The sequence below is a fragment of the Leptospira harrisiae genome, assembly GCF_002811945.1.
Taxonomy (GTDB): Bacteria; Spirochaetota; Leptospiria; order Leptospirales; family Leptospiraceae; genus Leptospira_A; species Leptospira_A harrisiae.
Genome location: NZ_NPDX01000003.1, coordinates 1 through 15,758, shown reverse-complemented (window position 1 = coordinate 15,758; position 15,758 = coordinate 1). Strand labels below are relative to the sequence as shown.

Genomic DNA, 15,758 nt, shown 5'->3' with positions numbered 1-15,758 from the left:
GCTATGGCGAATCAAGTATCTAATCACCTCACTTTGAGAGAGGGAAACAATTACTTTTTAAGAACGGAAAGTAAATTGAACTCTACGAGTATACTCCATGGTCGTTTACTTTGTCCAATTCTGACCGGCTTCAAAATTCTTGCTATGTTGGATTTGTCAATAAAGGTGAAACTTTCCCCTCTTTGGATTGCTCTTTTGGCCTCATCGTTAAGTTGTTCTGCTGGCGTTCCTAAAAAATCAATTTCAGGATGTGAAGCATAATTGCTGTTATACGTAATGAGAGATGTTTTTCCAATGCCAAAAAGTTTTTTAGGAGATAGCTCTGATTGTAATTGTTCTAGTGAAAAGTCAGCACCCAAGATACCAGCAAATTTTGAATGTAGAAAAAGATTAGTCATAAGACTTGTCATCTTTACAGTTTTGCCTTCGATTGGATAATCATATGGTTCCATCATCACATCTTCCCCTAAATCACGTGGGACGGTATACCATTCGTTTTCTCCTGGTGTGTCAAAACCTTGTAAAGGTTCGATTGATATTCTACCTGTATGTCTATGGCAATAGGGAACAAACCTACCTTGGGAATCATGACCTTCTTTGTTTTTGTATTCTCCATCCATCATATCTATCACGTTTGGTTCACAACAGATAGCATATGCGAGTTGTTGTTCATTTTGAATTAAGTATTCTTGCAAAATGAGAAGTAAATGTTCTCTTTTCATTCCTATATTTGCGTGTACTAAACTTTGAATTAAAAATTTCAAACCATAGAGTGAAGTAGCCATGATATAAAATTTAGATTCTAGTTCTTTGGCAATATTACTCGTCCAAAGTTCAGCGTATTCTACAATGGATTGTTTTTCCATTTCAATCACATCTACATTGGCAGATTGGTTTTCAATATTTATGCGAGATAAAATTTCAGAAATTTTTTTAGTAGCTTCTGACGTTTGATATGAAAGTTTTGTAACTTCGTTCGCTACAATTTCAAATCCACGTCCATGTTCTCCTGCTCGTGCTGCTTCGATGGAAGCATTGAGCGCTAGTAAGTTGGTTTGTTTTGCAACCTGTTGGATTGAAGAAGCGACGGAACCTATTTCTTTAGATCTATCTCCAAATGATTCGATCAGATCTTTTAGTTTCCTCATCCCTAAATTAGAGTAACTCTCTTCCATATCTAACCCTTACAGTGCAGAATAACCTTCATTAATAGTATCGGATATTTTAATCCCGCTATTGATATCCAGCCTGTTGTAATCGAAATAGTTTTTCGTATTTTCCTTTATTGATGAGGAGTTCTTCATGGCTTCCCCATTCAGTTTTTTTACCATGTTCCAAAACTAAAATTTGATCGGCCATTCGTACTGTCGAAAATCGATGTGAAATTAGAATCACCGTTTTTCCTTGTGTATGTTCTCTGAAATGTTCAAAAACTTTCATTTCAGCTTCTGCATCAATTGCAGAAGTGGGTTCATCTAAAATTAATATATCTGCGCTAGACCGCATAAAAGCGCGAGAAAGTGCCACTTTTTGCCATTGCCCACCTGACAATTCACGTCCGTCTTTAAACCATTTACCAAGTCTCGTTTCATATCCTTGTTCTAAATTTGTAACAAATTCGTGGGCCATTCCTAGTTTTGCAGCTGGAATCCATTCTGCTTCAGATTGATTTTTTTGTACGTCACCCATTCCAATGTTCTCACCAACTTTGAACTGATATTGCACAAAGTTTTGAAAGATAACGCCAAACCTTTTTCGTAATGCTTCTTCTTCCCAATCTTCTAAATTAATTCCATCTAAATAGATTTTTCCTGATGTAGGCGAATATAAACGAGTCAGAAGTTTGATAAGTGTTGTTTTGCCTGATCCATTTTCACCTACGATGGCAAGTTTTTCCTCTGGTTTTAATTCAAAACTAACATTGGATAACGAAGGATTTTTGGAGCCAGGATATTGAAATGAAACTGAATCAAATACAATGCCTTGTTTTTTATGGTTCCCTTGATAGTTTCCATATTGTTTTAGAATAGGTAAGTCCAAAAATTCCATTAGATTTTCGATATATAGATGGTCTTCGTAAATTCCGCCGAATGCAGAGAGGGCATTGGAGAAAGTACTTTGGCCTTGTCTAAAGATGACAAGATACATTGTCATCTCACCTAATGTAATTTTGTGTAACAAGGCTAAACATACAATCCAGATATATGAACCATAAAATGCAAATTGGCTGAGTAACCCGAGGAAAAAACTAAATATCCCTTTATAGATTGTTAGCTTTTTATCTTCTGTATAAATTCTTTGGAAATTGTTTTTATATCGATTTAAGAATTCTTTTCCTAAGTTAAAAAGCAAAATTTCTTTGGCATTATCTTCTCTTGCCATTAAAGTTTCCAAATATACTTGTTCTCTAGTTTCTTTTGCTTTCCATCGAAATAGTCTAAAGCTATGATTTGAGAATTTTGTTTCTGCAATAAACGAAGGTATGGCTGCAATTACTAAAATAAATGATGCAAGTGGCGAGAGTTTTACAAGTAAACCAAAAAAACTCACAATTGTAACTAAGGACTGAGCAATTGTAAAAAATCTTGTAACCATTGATAGAGGTTTTGACGAAGCCTCTGTCCTCGCTTGTGTCATTTTATCATAAGTTTCTGAATTTTCAAAATGAGTGAGTTCTAAACGAATTGCTTTTGATAAAATTCTTTCGTTTACCTCTTGTCCCAATCGAATTCGAAGTAGTGTATACGAGATATTATATAATTTTTGTGCGCCAAAAAACAAAATAGTAAGTGTTGCTTCTAAATAGACCAATTGAACGGTTTCGGATTGTAACAAATCGAACCAATGAGTTGATTCAGTTTGTGAGATTAAAATTGAATCGATAATCAATTTTCCGATCCAAACAAGTAAGGAAGGAAAAAGTCCATTGGTAATGGTTAAGGCGGAAATGATTAAAGTCAAAAATGGGGAACTTTTGTAGGCTAAATCAAAGGCAATTCGCGAAGTTTTTAAGATCCTCAGAAACGTTTCAATCATACTAGTTAGATTGTTTTTGGTATTTGTTTTCGATACCTTTTTTTGTTTCAAACTCTACTTAACTTTTTGAATTCCTGATTGCAATATCTCATTAGGATTTTGAAGTTGAAAACAGAATATGGCAAAAGAACGTTTAGATAAGGTTCTGGGAAATTTCGGGCTTGGTTCTCGTTCGGATGTCAAAAAAGAAATCCACCAAGGTCTTGTTAAAGTTAATGGCGTTGTGATAAAGGATCCTGGTTTTAAGGTAACATTAACCGATGAGGTTATTTATTATGATGAAACTTTGGCTCGTAAGGATTTCTATTACTTCATGATGAACAAAGCCCCTGATTGTATCACAGCTACAGAAGATCCTAGAGAAAAAACTGTGATGGATTATTTAAAGGAAAGACATCAAAATATGAGTCTATTTCCCGTTGGTCGATTGGACAAAGAGACTGAAGGTTTACTTTTATTTACTACCGATGGAACTCTTGCACATTATTATACTTCTCCAAAACATTTTGTTGAAAAAGAATATTATGCAGAAATTTCAGATTCTGTTACAAACGAAGACATACTAAACTTTGAAAAAGGTATTGTTTTGGATGATGGTTACAAAACGCTACCAGCAAAACTCGCCATCCCAGATCCAACCAATCCAACCATTGTTACTGTTTGGCTGAAAGAAGGGAAATACCGGCAAATTCGAAGGATGTTTCAAAGTTTAGGGAAAGAAGTTACTTATTTGAAACGAATGAAAATGGGAAATTTGGAATTGGATCCTTCGCTTGCATTAGGTAGTTATAGAGAACTTTCAGAGGCTGAAGTTGCCTTACTGAAAGAAAAAACACCTGTCATTCAATAAATCGTTCGATTTTATCAAAAAAAGCTGCAGGTGCTCTTCTTGGTCTTGCGCTAGAAAGTGAAACAAACAGTTGTTCGTCTTTCATACTAACTAATAAATTTCCATTAAGATCCACTATATCTTGCCTAAAATAAAAACGAATTTTTTCGAAACTTTCTATCCAACTTAAAATTTTTACATGAGTGCCTGGCTCTGGTTGTTTATAGATTATTATTTCGCCTCCCATAAAAAATGTTGTTGAGTCGGTTTCTTTGATTAAATTTAAATCTACAATTTCTTTAAAAAATAAAAACCTTCCTTCTTCGAAAATTTTCCAAATCGAATCAGATGGTAAACTCCAAAAACAATTCATATCACTAAATGGAATGTAGTAATCATGTTCGACGGTATTTTGTGCGTTAGGTTTTGGATGTATGGTAAATGTATAAGGAGAAATATTTATATTTGGAATCTCAGAAATTTGTATGTTCCTTCCGTCCTGAACCAACCGCGATGTTGTTTCTAATTCACAGGCCTTTTTTCCCTCAGGTCCAAAAATGGATTGTTTCCATAGGAGTGTTCCATCTTCCAATTTATAAACTTGAGATTCTACTGTAATCTCAGCGTTTGCAAATTGTTGGTCTAGAAAACGTACATACGTGGAACCTGGAATATAACTAATGTTCGTGTTTAACATTTGTTCTATTGAAAATCCTAGATTTTTTAAAGCCTCACATCTAGCATCATATCCAAATTTTTCATATGTCCTACTTGTGACGTGGCGGTTCCAGTCCAGATCAAAGTGTCGAGTGATTAAGGTTTTACGAAAAATTTGACTCATTCCTCCTTTCTTTTTATTTTAAGAGAAAGGTAAAGAAAAATTCCTGTATATATTTACCATTTTCATAGTAAATAGAATTGTTAAATCCTTTCAGATTTAAAGTAAACTATATACCACTCCATTGCCAATAGTATTGCGGTGAAAAGACAAGTAAAAGCTGGTACCGGAAAGATATAACGAAAACTTAAAATCGAAACGCTTATAGTCCAAAGAAATGCAAATAATAAAATTCGACTTTTGGACCGAACCGGTAGTTGCCCATCAGTTAAACAAATTGTTAAAATACTGATGACGAGTAGGATAGAAATATCCAATGAAAGACTCATACCTTGATAAAATTCGTCAACTGTATGATCGGATAATCCACCAGGGAGTTCGACAAGTGTTGTTTCCATAGCATGCAGGGTTTGAATTGAGTTTTCTAATTTTAAATCCTTCCGAGTAAGGCTGCCGATTGTATGACCAATAAGAAAAAAAATCATTAATCCTACTGCAGTGTAAAGTCTCCATTTAGATTTCATTTATTATCTCCTTTGAATTGAAATGTTTGTATTATGTTTTTAATTTACAATATAAATGAAGAAAAGTATTGTAAAAAAGGGAACTAATCATTGAAATTAATTTCTCTTAAAATAAGACCGGAGCTGACTCAGATTATCGAAAGTATCTGGTGGTTTGAAAGTGGGATCGGCATTCCAAGCTCTGATAGTTCAATTGTTGTCCCACACAGTAGCGCAAAGTTGATCGTTCCTGTTTGTGGAAAACTAAAGACAGAGGAATTTGACTTAACAAGAGAATACCCAATATCTAAGATTTTGGTAACTGGAATATGGGATCATCCAGTTTCAATTCGGTCATCAGAAAATCAAATCAATACACTTATCCTCCGATTGACCACTACGGGTGGTTATCAAATCTTTCCATTTCCATTATATGAATCAACCAATAAGATAATATATTTCTCCGATATTTATGGAAAATCAGCAAACGATTTAGAAGAAAGAATTAGTAACAGTAACGATCCATATTGGATTTCTGATTGTATTCAAGAATTCTTAATCCACTCAAAAAAAATATTAAGTAGAGAAAATCGAATCGTGAATTATGTAGTTGGTCAAATACAGTTACAAAAAGGGCAGTATTCCATACAGGATATTTTTGATGATATAGGATACACTAAACGTTATATTGACAAATTGTTTCAGTCTTATGTCGGAGTTTCACCAAAGTTGATTTCATCCATTGAGAGATTTCAATCAATTTACAAATCATGGGCGAAAACAGACATCCTTCATTTTCAGAAACTTGGTTTGTTAGATTTATACTACGATCAGTCGCATTTTATTAAAGAATTTAAAAAATACACTGGCCATAGCCCCAGTCAATTTAGTGCGAAGGAGAATCAATTTGGTAAATTATTTTATAAAAACCTCTAATTGAATTTTCAAAGCTGCCAAATTAACTTTATCATCAGTTGATTCAATAAAAAAGGGGAGCTGCCATTTTTGTGTGGCAGTTCCTTGTTTGTTATTTGGTTTATCCCACGAAGGATAAACTCTAAATCCTCTTTTGCCTTCAAATTTTCCCAAAAGGATTCCGTGTTCATTTAATATGTCTTTGGTAAAAAGAAAATGACCAATTCGATTTTTATATGATGTTTCTATAATGTATATATCCATTTTGTCATTAAAGCGATAAGGTTCTATCGGACCTTTTACACTTCGTTTCCATAAAGTTACAAATTGCCCAATTTTTTTCGGAGTGACTTTTGCCTTTCTAAAAGAGAAAAGTATTTTTTTACAACGAAAGTGGCAGGCATTGTATTCGCCGCTTTCTTTTTCTAAGCTGACATCTTGGATGATTAATTTCAGAGGATCAAATAAACACCTTTGAATATTATTTAAAAATGGCTGGCTTGTATTTTCAAGTGAGGAGGATTGTTTCATAGTTTACAATTAGTGAGAAACAAATTTTAAACCAACAACAGATAAAACTAATGTAAAAAGGAAAAACAATCTCCAAAATTCCATTGGCTCTTTGAAAAATAGAATTCCAATCACTACTGTTCCTATGGCACCAATTCCAGTCCATACTGCATAACTAGTTCCTATCGGTAACGTTTGAGTTACTTTAATGAGTAAACCCATGCTGATGATTAGCGAAATTAGAAAACCCAAATACCAAAAGTAGGTTTCTGTTCCGATAGTGTCTTTTGTTTTTCCTAAACAAAATGCAAATAAAACTTCAAAAAGACCTGCAATTAAAAGTAAAATCCAACTCATATTCACTCCCGAAAGGATATCCTCGCCACACGACTTTGGTTGTAAACACCATATGAATGAACGAATTGAGATAAGTAGGTGTAGTTTGTATCACGACATTGTTTATTTAAGAAACAATCTTGGGCAGTGAAACCTCGGTTTTATTTTGTATTTTGGCTAAAATTTATTCAACTATTTGGTTTAATAATTGACTAAAAAAATGGATATCATCTTATTCAACTAAATGGTTGAATTAAAGAAGAAGGAACAGGTTTTAGATCGAGTTTTTGCAGCACTTGCTGACCATTCTAGAAGGCAAATGTTGACTCGGCTTCGGAAAGGTCCACTAAGCATTTCTGAAATTGCAGAGCCCTTTGCTATGTCATTTGCAGGAGTTGCTAAACATATTGAAGTGTTAACGGAAGCACAACTCATTAGGAAAGTAAGAGCACCTGAAGATGGCCGAAGTTTTCGTTTGGAATTACAGAAACAAACTCTTTCGGAAGCAACCGATTGGATTGCATACCATCAAGAGTTTTGGACAAACAAATTAGTCAAGTTAGAAGCATTTATTGAGGAGAAGGAAAATGAATCCAAAGGTATTAAAAATCGAAAAAAAAATTAATGCAGATCCATCAAAACTTTTTCGAGCATGGCTTAATGCAGAAGATTTTGCAAATTGGTTTTTATCTGGAGATGGAATCGGTATTGAATCAGTTTCGATGGATTCGAAACCTGGCGGAAAGTTTTTAATCAATATGTCACTAGATGGAAAAATTCTGCCACACGAAGGAGAATACATTACCATTGAGGAACCGACAAAACTTGTATTCACCTGGCGTTCACAGGCAACGGAAAATAGAGATACTCTTGTTACGATTACTTTTATCGAAATTAAAGATGGTTCCACGGAAAACACCAAGGGTTCTAAACCAAAAATCCAAACTTTAGTTACTCTCATTCAGGAGGAACTAATCACTGATATTCAAATCAAAATGCATAACCATGGTTGGACCTCTATACTTGAAGGCCTAGAACAGTGGCTGGGAGAAAAACAAAAAGATTAAAACAAAGCAGTAGTTTTAAAATTTTATAAATATAAAGGAGAACCTTATGAACGGAATTTATCACAAAGTAGGAGTCAGAGCATCTGAAATAGAAGTAAGGCAAGCTTTGACAACTAAAACAGGTTTATCAAAATGGTGGACAAATGAAGTTGATGGAAATTTTACTTCTGGGGTGTCTGCAGTTGGAGATTCTATTTTTTTTGGATTTGGACATGGAAATCCAATGGAAATGAAAGTTAGAGAAATGGAAACAAAACGTGTGTTATGGGAGTGTGTTTCTGGCCCAGAAGATTGGATTGGTTCACACATTGATTTTCAATTGAATTCGGGTAAAGAGTCAGAGGCAGGAAGTATGACAATTGTCTATTTTAGGCATCAAGATTGGAAAAAAGAGTCAGAATTTACTGCTCATTGCAGTATGAAATGGGCAACTTTTTTATTAAGTTTAAAAGATTCCATAGAAAAAGGAGTTGGTAGACCAGCACCAAATGATATTAAGATAGACGATATCAATTGATGTGACCAAATTTTTTTTTACAAATTAGCCTTTTAATTTTATTTAAAGGGCTAATTTTAGATTTTAAGTTAATCTTGACGGTTAAGCATCGTATTTCAATTTAACGTTTAATGAATTCAAAAGTAAACTTATCAGCAATGAATGTTTATGGAGCCACAGCTATAATTTCACATCGTGTTTTGAAGGGTGAGGAAAATAAATATGAAGCTTGGCTAAATATTATATCAGAATATTGCAAAGCTGCAGTTGGCCACTTGGATTGGCAGGTTATCAAACCAATTCCGAATCTTACTACAACTTATACTTTTATAATTAGGTTTGATTCTGAAGAAAATTTAAATAACTGGATGAATTCTGTAAATAGAAGCCAGCTAATTCAGGAAATAAGTAATTCTCTTGATAATGGCGACCAATATGCAACTAAATCTGGCCTTGATTTTTTATTCTCTTTTGAGAATCAGTCCATTCAACCTCCGTTACGCTGGAAACAATTTTGTGTAACTTTTTCTGCAATTTTTCCTTTGGTTAATTTAGTTCCGATTATTATTATTCCGATTCTACGTAATCTTGGTCTCCCCGAAAATAGACTCATTGATTCTTTTTTTATTTCAGCGACCATTGTATTTTTAATGGTTTTTGTGATTATGCCCAAGTATACAAGTTTGATAAAAACTTGGTTATATAAACGAGATTAATTTTTCACAAACTAAAATCGTAATAAGTATTCCTGATTATCAAATTTAGTTTGTGTCTTAATCTTCCAGGTTGTTTCGATCCAGATTCAAATGTTCTTTTTTGTTACTTCAACTGAAAATCATGAGCAACGAATTGATGAATTAACATTTTCACCTAAGCTGAAATAATTTTTCCCACTTCGCTTTACGTTTCCATGCTAAGGTAATGCAACTTAATAGCAAAAAGAAAATCATCAGAAATGGGGCAGGTCCAATACTATATTGTAAAAATCCTAAATATAAAATAATATTAATGATAATTGGAGTTAAAATGATTAATCCAATGACAGTTGTTTTTCTACAGATAACCAGAATACCACCCGAAATTTCCAATACTCCAACTAACTCCCATAAATATCCGGTACTGATGATAGCAGCAATAAAATTTGCAGCATTTGGTGTCATCGGTGGAGTGGGCATGTAAACATAGAATTTATTAAACCCGAATAAGATAAAAACTGTTCCGAGTAACACTCTTAAAACCATATCAATTTGTTTCATAAAATACTCCAAAATAGTTGTCAGAACAATTATTTTTAGACAATAAATTTTTGTCACTGTAAATTTGTCTGGACAACTAAATTTGCTTAACATAAAATGAGCGAAATAATATGTTTTTATTAGATGACCAAATTGGGTTTAATTTGAATCGGGTTGCCCTTCTTTTTCGAAGAGAACTGATCCGTTGTCTCAGAGATTTTAAATTGTCACCTGAACAGTGGCAGGTATTGGCGATGCTTTGGCAAAAAGGTAAATTGAGTCAAAAACAAATCATTGAATTAACACTACAAGATGCACCATCCGCATCGAAAATGATTAGCCGAATGGAAGGTGCGGGTCTGATTCAAGTGGAAATATCGAAACTTGACAAAAGATCAACTCTGATTAGTCTCACTGTAAAAGGTAAATCATTAGAAAAGATATTACCAAAAAGAATTTTAAGCCATTTTGATCTTATATTGAGCGCAATGTCTGTGAAAAATAGAAAAACATTTTTGATTTTATTGAAAGAATTCAGAATAATATTTGGCGATGAGGTAAAGAAATAAATTACTTTTTAAACTTAGTGATGAAGAATTTATCTAATTATATAGAAGTGTTTGTTTTTGATTTAAAATTTTAGAAAACTATTTATCTAAAAAAAACATTGCTAGCTCTTACGTTAGCTTGGTATAGAAAAGGTTATGATTGAATTATTCGAATTTACAATGTCCGGAAATAGCTACAAAATTAGGTTACTGTTATCATTTTTGAATCTTCAGTATGAAAGCAGAAGCTTAAATCCTGCGGATAAAATACATAAGTCTGAAAACTTCCTAGAATTAAATCCTTTTGGCCAAGTTCCCGTTCTTAAAGATAATAATATAATTCTAAGAGATAGCCAGGCAATTTTAGTTTATTTAGCTCGTGCATACGGAGAGGAACATTGGTTTCCTAATGACCCCGCAAAGTCAGCTGAGATCGTTGCTTGGCTCTCAACTGCTGCAAATGAAGTTTCTCGTGGACCTGGGGCATTAAGGGTGCACTATTTATTGGGACGTACCATCAATTTAGAAGAAACAAAACAAGTTACTGAAAATCTTCTTTCTCTATTAGATAAAAAGTTAACTTCGAGACTTTGGATAGCAACGGACTCTTTAAGTATTGCTGATATAGCAATGTATCCTTATATAGCATTGAGTCACCAAGGCAAAGTTGATCTAACAGAATATAAAAATATAAAAAAATGGTTACATCGTATAGAAAGTTTACCAGGTTATATACCTATGCCAGGTATTGAACTAGATGTTTTATGATTAGTCAAATAAAGTCTGTTCGTGGTCTAAATCTTCTGTAATTATTTCAGTTTGTTGAAACTGAGTAATCAAATTTTTTGTATCTGACTCAGAAATTACTTTTGTATTTAACCACGAGTTTTGATTTTCGTTCCGTATCACAATTGGTTGTCTATGCTTATTATCGCCAGAATTATGGATTTCTGCGGTTTTCTCATTTGCCTCTTGCGTAAGAATCGTTACCCAAGTCGTGCTCTCCTGCATTGGTCCCCATATTCCTCCAAAAAAGGAATTTTTATCCTTAAATTCAATTTTGAACTTATGTTTTTTACCAGTCATTTGCATTTGCCATTCAAAATATGCAAAAACAGGAATCAAACATCGATTTGCTGAATATTTTTTCCAAAAGGCTGAAGAGAATAAATGTTCCGATTGAGTGGTTGTGATTAAACGATTGGCAAATGCCTGTTTTGTTCCCCATTTTCCTGTTGAAAGGGAAATCTTATTTTCAATTTCTCTGATATACCAAAGAGTATCATTTGGTTTTATCGCCAATCCAATTTGACTATTTTCTCTAAACGTTTTCTCGTAATCTAGGTTAGATGGTATAAAGTTTTCCCATCTCCGCTTATAATCCTCAATTGGGGCCAACCTATTTATGAACAAATTTGACATGGAATCAAGTTTATTTGATTTTTTTTCGCTGTGAAACTAAAATTATACAATGTTTCATTTTTTTTCATAACCCACACCCAATTGCAAAAACTGAGACTGTTAAAGCACAAGCTAAAGTACATTCTCCAAACAATGATGAACAATAAGAAGGTTTATTTGTGTTATTAGCACAACTGCTAAAATAGGATATTTGAATAATAGCGCAGGCTGTTTCCGCTTTTTTTGACTTTTTGTTTTGTCTTCATACCCGAAGAGATCCGCGAAATCCTCTTACCGCGTAGTATGATTCAGCTCCATTGTGATAAATGAATACCTCATCATAACGGAAATCTGCAAATAGTGCTCCACCTAATTCTCTAATTTTAGTTGGAGTTAAGATCCAGCTTGATGTTTTTGTGTCAAAGTTTCCAAAAGATTGTAATTCTCTATATTGCTCTTCCGAAAGTAAATTGATGCCCATTGCATTTGCCATTTCAAGAGCACCATTTTTGGGTTTGTTCTCTTTTCTTGATTCCAATGCCTTTTGGTCATAACAAAGACTTCTTCTTTCTTTCGGTGATTCAGGGGAACAGTCATAGAATATGTATTCTTTTGTTTTTTGATCATATCTGATTACATCGGGTTCACCACCTGTTCTTTCCATTTCATGAAGTGACCAAAGTTTTTCGATGTTAGTTTCCAATTTTTTTTGTAATTTCTTCCATTCCAAGTTGAGGTGACGATTCATGTTTTTTCCAAACCTGTTTTTTAGAACTGAGAGTATGTCTTTTATTTGTTGTTGAGATAAACTTCGTTTGGTACTCATTGGCCTAAAATCCTTCTTCATTTAATCGATTTTCTCTGATGAGATTTATATGGCTTAAAATTTTGGGTAACTTGGTAAATTTTGCAATTAGTATTTCAATTTATTTTTGTTTTATAATAGTGCTTTTAATTAATATCATTTGGATCGTTGCATTTTTTTCTTAAAAATTTAGTTTATAAAAGAGACGTAGGTCTGAGTTTATAAAAATATATAAAAGGCAAATTTTCTTGATTTGCGATGATTCTAAAGTGTTAGTTTCTTTTTTTTTAAACTGATTATTTATAGGTGCAAGGTAAAAGGGGTATCAAATTTCTAAGAATTTCTACGTAAGTTGATATTTAAAATTTAAAGGTTGCATTTCTGTTTAATTACATTTCGGGACGTTAGGGACTGGTCACGTAGCTTGCGTATGCAAGCGAGTGCCAGAAGGGGAATGTGCCGCAGGCCAAGCGAGGCCGGCAGTGCCGAAGCGAAGTGGTTAGCGGATGTTATACGAAGTTGCGGCATCTTTACCATTTTAATTCTTGACGATGAATAGGACCTCTTCCGCGATTCTTCGATTTTTATTTTTAGAACTCCGAATGAATTCCGGGCAATGAAGATGAAGGGGACAATGAATTAACCAGTGTAGGATTCTGGACGACTAGAACCGATCCTGAAATTACATTATTCAAAATCACAGAATAAAAGTTTTTCCATTCGATGTACTCCACACTCTTAAAACTGTCGAGGAACCTACGAATATTCTAGCAGCAATGACGTATAAGTTGGGATATGCGATGGCGTTTTTTTGACGCCTGTGTCAATTGATTAATTTGTAAATATAATTCACTACAAAAATGTGATCGTAGCAGCTCGCTCGCAGTGCGTAGAATTTTTTGTTTAAAGTAATTGCGCAGATTTTTCATGCATCGGACTTAGAGGAGATTACCTTGGGCTACAAATTCGACGCACCCCCCGACTGAGATACTATCAGTTTCAATATTATTATTGAGTCTCAATTCACCGCGATTAAGAAAATGTCCCGAACCTTGCTGGACAAGCCATTTTCCGGATGGTATCAATGGGGCTAGACCAGCAACCGCACCGCCAGTAGAAATATCTTCCCTGCCGCCTAGGGAAACTGTAAACACGCGGAGGCGCAGAACATCACGCCTCTCATATGCATAAAAACATAACCCCTTAATGTTATATTCGGTACAGGTGCGAATTACTTCGCTTGAATCGAGGTTTAAATTCTCAAGCTCAGCACTGTCTACTTGGAGAAAAGCGCGGCGGCGACCGCTATCGACTATGTGTCCCAAATGCCGTGGTCCGGAATCTATTCGAATTTGACTCTTCAAAATTTCAAACCAAGACAGTGCGCCATCGCCCGGTTCCGCAAAAGTCCGGACATTGCCATCCGTCGTTAGAAATTCAATTGGCCCAGCAACCTTTGTCGCTTGACGCAACACTGCATCGGCGGCAATGAAACCTTGACCGCAAAAAGACATTTCTCCTTCCAAAGGCGAGAAAAATTTTATCGTGAGGCCAGCAGAGGCTCTCTTTATGAAAGCAGTATCAGGCGCCCTAAGCGCACGGGCCACAGAGGCCCGACTACGCGTAACTTCGTCAAAATCATCAAGTATCACGCATGTTGGATTTCCCCCAGCTTCTTGACCAACAAAAGTATTCACCCACCAAACGCTACTCATCTTCAGCCACCTGTTAAAATTGACTTAACCAAAATATATGCCCAATCTGTGTATTCCAAAAGTCAAATTCAATTTCAATTTCAGAATTCATAATGAATAGTGCCGATACAGATGCGGACATTCAGTTTATTGAGGTAAAGCGTGACAATCTGCTACGCTTGAACATACTCAACATCAACCTTGCGACAAGACTGACGTCGAGCAATATTATGCCGACCACAGAATGTATCCTGAATGACCCAGCGCCTAGGTTCCTTATGAAATGTAACGCAAAAAAAATACGAACCAAATATAGTAGTCAAGCGAGGCGAAGCGCGTAGCAAGCGTCCGTTGGCATCAGTCTTAGGTAAGCGAGAAAGTACATGACCACGTATTCGAGGCCGCCGACACTATGTCTTGCTACAAAAGTGTTACCCATGTCCTGAGGCATACATTGCAGCAATTTCGTATAACGAACTAGCGGAGACGACGTTCCCCGACCCTGAGTCCCGAACGGGACGCTAGGGACTGGAACGATGCTTGCGAAAGCAAGAGGAGTGCCAGAAGCCTATGTGTCGCAGACCGAGCGAGGCCTCAAGTGCCGAAGCGATTCGCCGCTGTTATGCGAAGTGACGAAATAAAGCTTTAGATTAATAGGATAAGCATAATAATTCAAGAGAAGTTGTATTTGTACATAGCTGCACGTCCATTGTATATACTAAAGTAGACATATTCCAGTACGCACCGTTTCCAACTGTAGAAGTGCCTGCGCCGCAATTAAAAGTAATATTAAACGCTCCATTTAGATTTGAAAAAGTCCAAATTCTCGAAACGGACGAATCTCGTATTATATTGGCAGCCGTCATAGTGATGGCTAAATCTCCATCCATAAAATCACGCCAGTTATTTGCAATTATTACATTGTTTGGAGCACGAATAGGTAAATTCACAGGAAGGGAATAGTTTTCAGGAAAATCTCTAATTTCATCAGAACTTGAATAAGAAACAAAAGCTTTTGAATTATTTCCTTTTATTCGTGAAGCGAGAGAAGGATCAGATTTACGATTAGTACATAATGTATCTGTTGTGGAGCGATCTCCGAACACTGCATTTATTGGAGAACCTAGCGAATAAATGTAAATACCTGAATCAGAGTTCTGTATTGTTAAGATCGAAAGGGCTGCTAAAGGAACCTCTTCAATAGAGTCATTTGTTTTACAGCTAAAGCAAATTATTAATGAAAAAAATAGAATATAACGCATAACATAACTTGCTAGTGTTTATATTTATTGTCAATTTGAATATTTATGGTATTCAAAAATAGAGTTAGTTTTGATATAGTGATTTATTTTTTATAACTTTTGAATAAAAATAAGATTCCAAATAATAAAGATTGTATTTGAGAGAATGAAAATCCTGACCAAGAATTTTGCATAGTTTTATCATGAGAATTTAAGTTATTTGTAAATGTGGAAATATAAGGGATTTCGTTTTTAAGAAATTCAATAAAGAATAGGAAAACTAGATAGGAAAGAAAGTAATATT

At 34.7% G+C, this 15,758-nt stretch carries 19 protein-coding genes and 1 pseudogene; 8 read left to right on the top strand and 12 right to left on the bottom strand.

Going from position 1 to position 15,758, the window contains the following annotated elements:
• Positions 1–50: 50 nt before the first annotated feature.
• Together CH364_RS11840 and CH364_RS11835 are read right to left on the bottom strand one after the other, a co-directional pair.
• The gene (locus CH364_RS11840; RefSeq protein WP_100744671.1) at positions 51–1,175 is read right to left on the bottom strand and encodes a methyl-accepting chemotaxis protein; all 1,125 of its coding nucleotides are present in this window, start codon (positions 1,173–1,175) and stop codon (positions 51–53) included.
• A 58-nt stretch (positions 1,176–1,233) separates the two neighbouring features.
• Positions 1,234–3,036, bottom strand: a complete 1,803-nt coding sequence (locus CH364_RS11835) for an ABC transporter ATP-binding protein (RefSeq protein ID WP_100744829.1) — start codon at positions 3,034–3,036, stop codon at positions 1,234–1,236.
• Positions 3,037–3,154: 118 nt separating this feature from the next.
• On the opposite strand from CH364_RS11835, the gene CH364_RS11830 reads away from it, so the two are divergent.
• Positions 3,155–3,886 (top strand): pseudouridine synthase, encoded by a 732-nt coding sequence (locus CH364_RS11830; RefSeq protein ID WP_100744672.1) that lies wholly within the window; start codon positions 3,155–3,157, stop codon positions 3,884–3,886.
• Here CH364_RS11830 and CH364_RS11825 read toward each other — a convergent pair.
• Both CH364_RS11825 and CH364_RS11820 read right to left on the bottom strand, forming a co-directional pair.
• A complete protein-coding gene (locus tag CH364_RS11825; protein WP_100744673.1) occupies positions 3,876–4,706 on the bottom strand; it encodes an acyl-CoA thioesterase in 831 nt (276 codons plus the stop codon). The two genes, CH364_RS11830 and CH364_RS11825, sit on opposite strands and share 11 nt — an antisense overlap.
• Before the next feature lie 80 nt (positions 4,707–4,786).
• Positions 4,787–5,227 carry an LIC_13387 family protein gene (locus CH364_RS11820; RefSeq protein WP_100744674.1) on the bottom strand — a complete coding sequence of 147 codons (441 nt, stop codon included), beginning with the start codon at positions 5,225–5,227 and terminating at the stop codon, positions 4,787–4,789.
• Positions 5,228–5,317: 90 nt separating this feature from the next.
• Here CH364_RS11820 and CH364_RS11815 point away from each other — a divergent pair, with 90 nt between their 5' ends.
• Complete coding sequence (locus CH364_RS11815; protein ID WP_125178704.1) at positions 5,318–6,142, top strand: helix-turn-helix domain-containing protein; 825 nt, start codon at positions 5,318–5,320, stop codon at positions 6,140–6,142.
• Here CH364_RS11815 and CH364_RS11810 read toward each other — a convergent pair.
• On the bottom strand, positions 6,122–6,652 hold the full coding sequence (locus CH364_RS11810; protein ID WP_100744675.1) for a MepB family protein: 531 nt from the start codon (positions 6,650–6,652) through the stop codon (positions 6,122–6,124). The genes CH364_RS11815 and CH364_RS11810 overlap by 21 nt on opposite strands.
• 9 nt (positions 6,653–6,661) lie before the next feature.
• Complete coding sequence (locus CH364_RS11805; RefSeq protein ID WP_100744676.1) at positions 6,662–6,988, bottom strand: DMT family transporter; 327 nt, start codon at positions 6,986–6,988, stop codon at positions 6,662–6,664.
• Positions 6,989–7,211: 223 nt separating this feature from the next.
• On the opposite strand from CH364_RS11805, the gene CH364_RS11800 reads away from it, so the two are divergent.
• From CH364_RS11800 to CH364_RS11785, 4 genes are all read left to right on the top strand, one after another.
• Positions 7,212–7,592: an ArsR/SmtB family transcription factor gene (locus CH364_RS11800; RefSeq protein WP_100744677.1), complete on the top strand. Its 381-nt coding sequence runs from the start codon at positions 7,212–7,214 to the stop codon at positions 7,590–7,592.
• Positions 7,555–8,034 (top strand): SRPBCC family protein, encoded by a 480-nt coding sequence (locus CH364_RS11795; protein ID WP_100744678.1) that lies wholly within the window; start codon positions 7,555–7,557, stop codon positions 8,032–8,034. The genes CH364_RS11800 and CH364_RS11795 overlap by 38 nt, the downstream gene beginning before the upstream one ends.
• A gap of 46 nt (positions 8,035–8,080) precedes the next feature.
• The gene (locus tag CH364_RS11790) at positions 8,081–8,551 is read left to right on the top strand and encodes an SRPBCC family protein (protein WP_100744679.1); all 471 of its coding nucleotides are present in this window, start codon (positions 8,081–8,083) and stop codon (positions 8,549–8,551) included.
• Positions 8,552–8,661: 110 nt separating this feature from the next.
• Positions 8,662–9,246, top strand: a complete 585-nt coding sequence (locus tag CH364_RS11785) for a putative antibiotic biosynthesis monooxygenase (protein WP_100744680.1) — start codon at positions 8,662–8,664, stop codon at positions 9,244–9,246.
• Between the two features lie 150 nt (positions 9,247–9,396).
• On the opposite strand, the gene CH364_RS11780 is transcribed toward CH364_RS11785, so the two are convergent.
• On the bottom strand, positions 9,397–9,786 hold the full coding sequence (locus tag CH364_RS11780) for a DoxX family membrane protein (RefSeq protein WP_100744681.1): 390 nt from the start codon (positions 9,784–9,786) through the stop codon (positions 9,397–9,399).
• A 110-nt stretch (positions 9,787–9,896) separates the two neighbouring features.
• Here CH364_RS11780 and CH364_RS11775 point away from each other — a divergent pair, with 110 nt between their 5' ends.
• Positions 9,897–10,334 carry a MarR family winged helix-turn-helix transcriptional regulator gene (locus CH364_RS11775; protein WP_100744682.1) on the top strand — a complete coding sequence of 146 codons (438 nt, stop codon included), beginning with the start codon at positions 9,897–9,899 and terminating at the stop codon, positions 10,332–10,334.
• Positions 10,335–10,469: 135 nt separating this feature from the next.
• Positions 10,470–11,081 carry a glutathione S-transferase family protein gene (locus CH364_RS11770; protein ID WP_100744683.1) on the top strand — a complete coding sequence of 204 codons (612 nt, stop codon included), beginning with the start codon at positions 10,470–10,472 and terminating at the stop codon, positions 11,079–11,081.
• On the opposite strand, the gene CH364_RS11765 is transcribed toward CH364_RS11770, so the two are convergent.
• From CH364_RS11765 to CH364_RS18750, 5 genes and pseudogenes are all read right to left on the bottom strand, one after another.
• Positions 11,082–11,735, bottom strand: a complete 654-nt coding sequence (locus tag CH364_RS11765) for an SOS response-associated peptidase family protein (protein WP_100744684.1) — start codon at positions 11,733–11,735, stop codon at positions 11,082–11,084. It lies immediately after the preceding gene.
• A gap of 241 nt (positions 11,736–11,976) precedes the next feature.
• Positions 11,977–12,540, bottom strand: a complete 564-nt coding sequence (locus CH364_RS11760; RefSeq protein WP_100744685.1) for a DUF4256 domain-containing protein — start codon at positions 12,538–12,540, stop codon at positions 11,977–11,979.
• A 917-nt stretch (positions 12,541–13,457) separates the two neighbouring features.
• Positions 13,458–14,234: a PhzF family phenazine biosynthesis protein gene (locus tag CH364_RS11755; protein ID WP_100744686.1), complete on the bottom strand. Its 777-nt coding sequence runs from the start codon at positions 14,232–14,234 to the stop codon at positions 13,458–13,460.
• Between the two features lie 629 nt (positions 14,235–14,863).
• Positions 14,864–15,475, bottom strand: coding sequence for a hypothetical protein (locus CH364_RS11750; protein WP_100744688.1), 612 nt, complete (start codon positions 15,473–15,475; stop codon positions 14,864–14,866).
• Between the two features lie 83 nt (positions 15,476–15,558).
• Positions 15,559–15,758, bottom strand: a pseudogene (locus tag CH364_RS18750) (hypothetical protein); the annotation flags it as partial.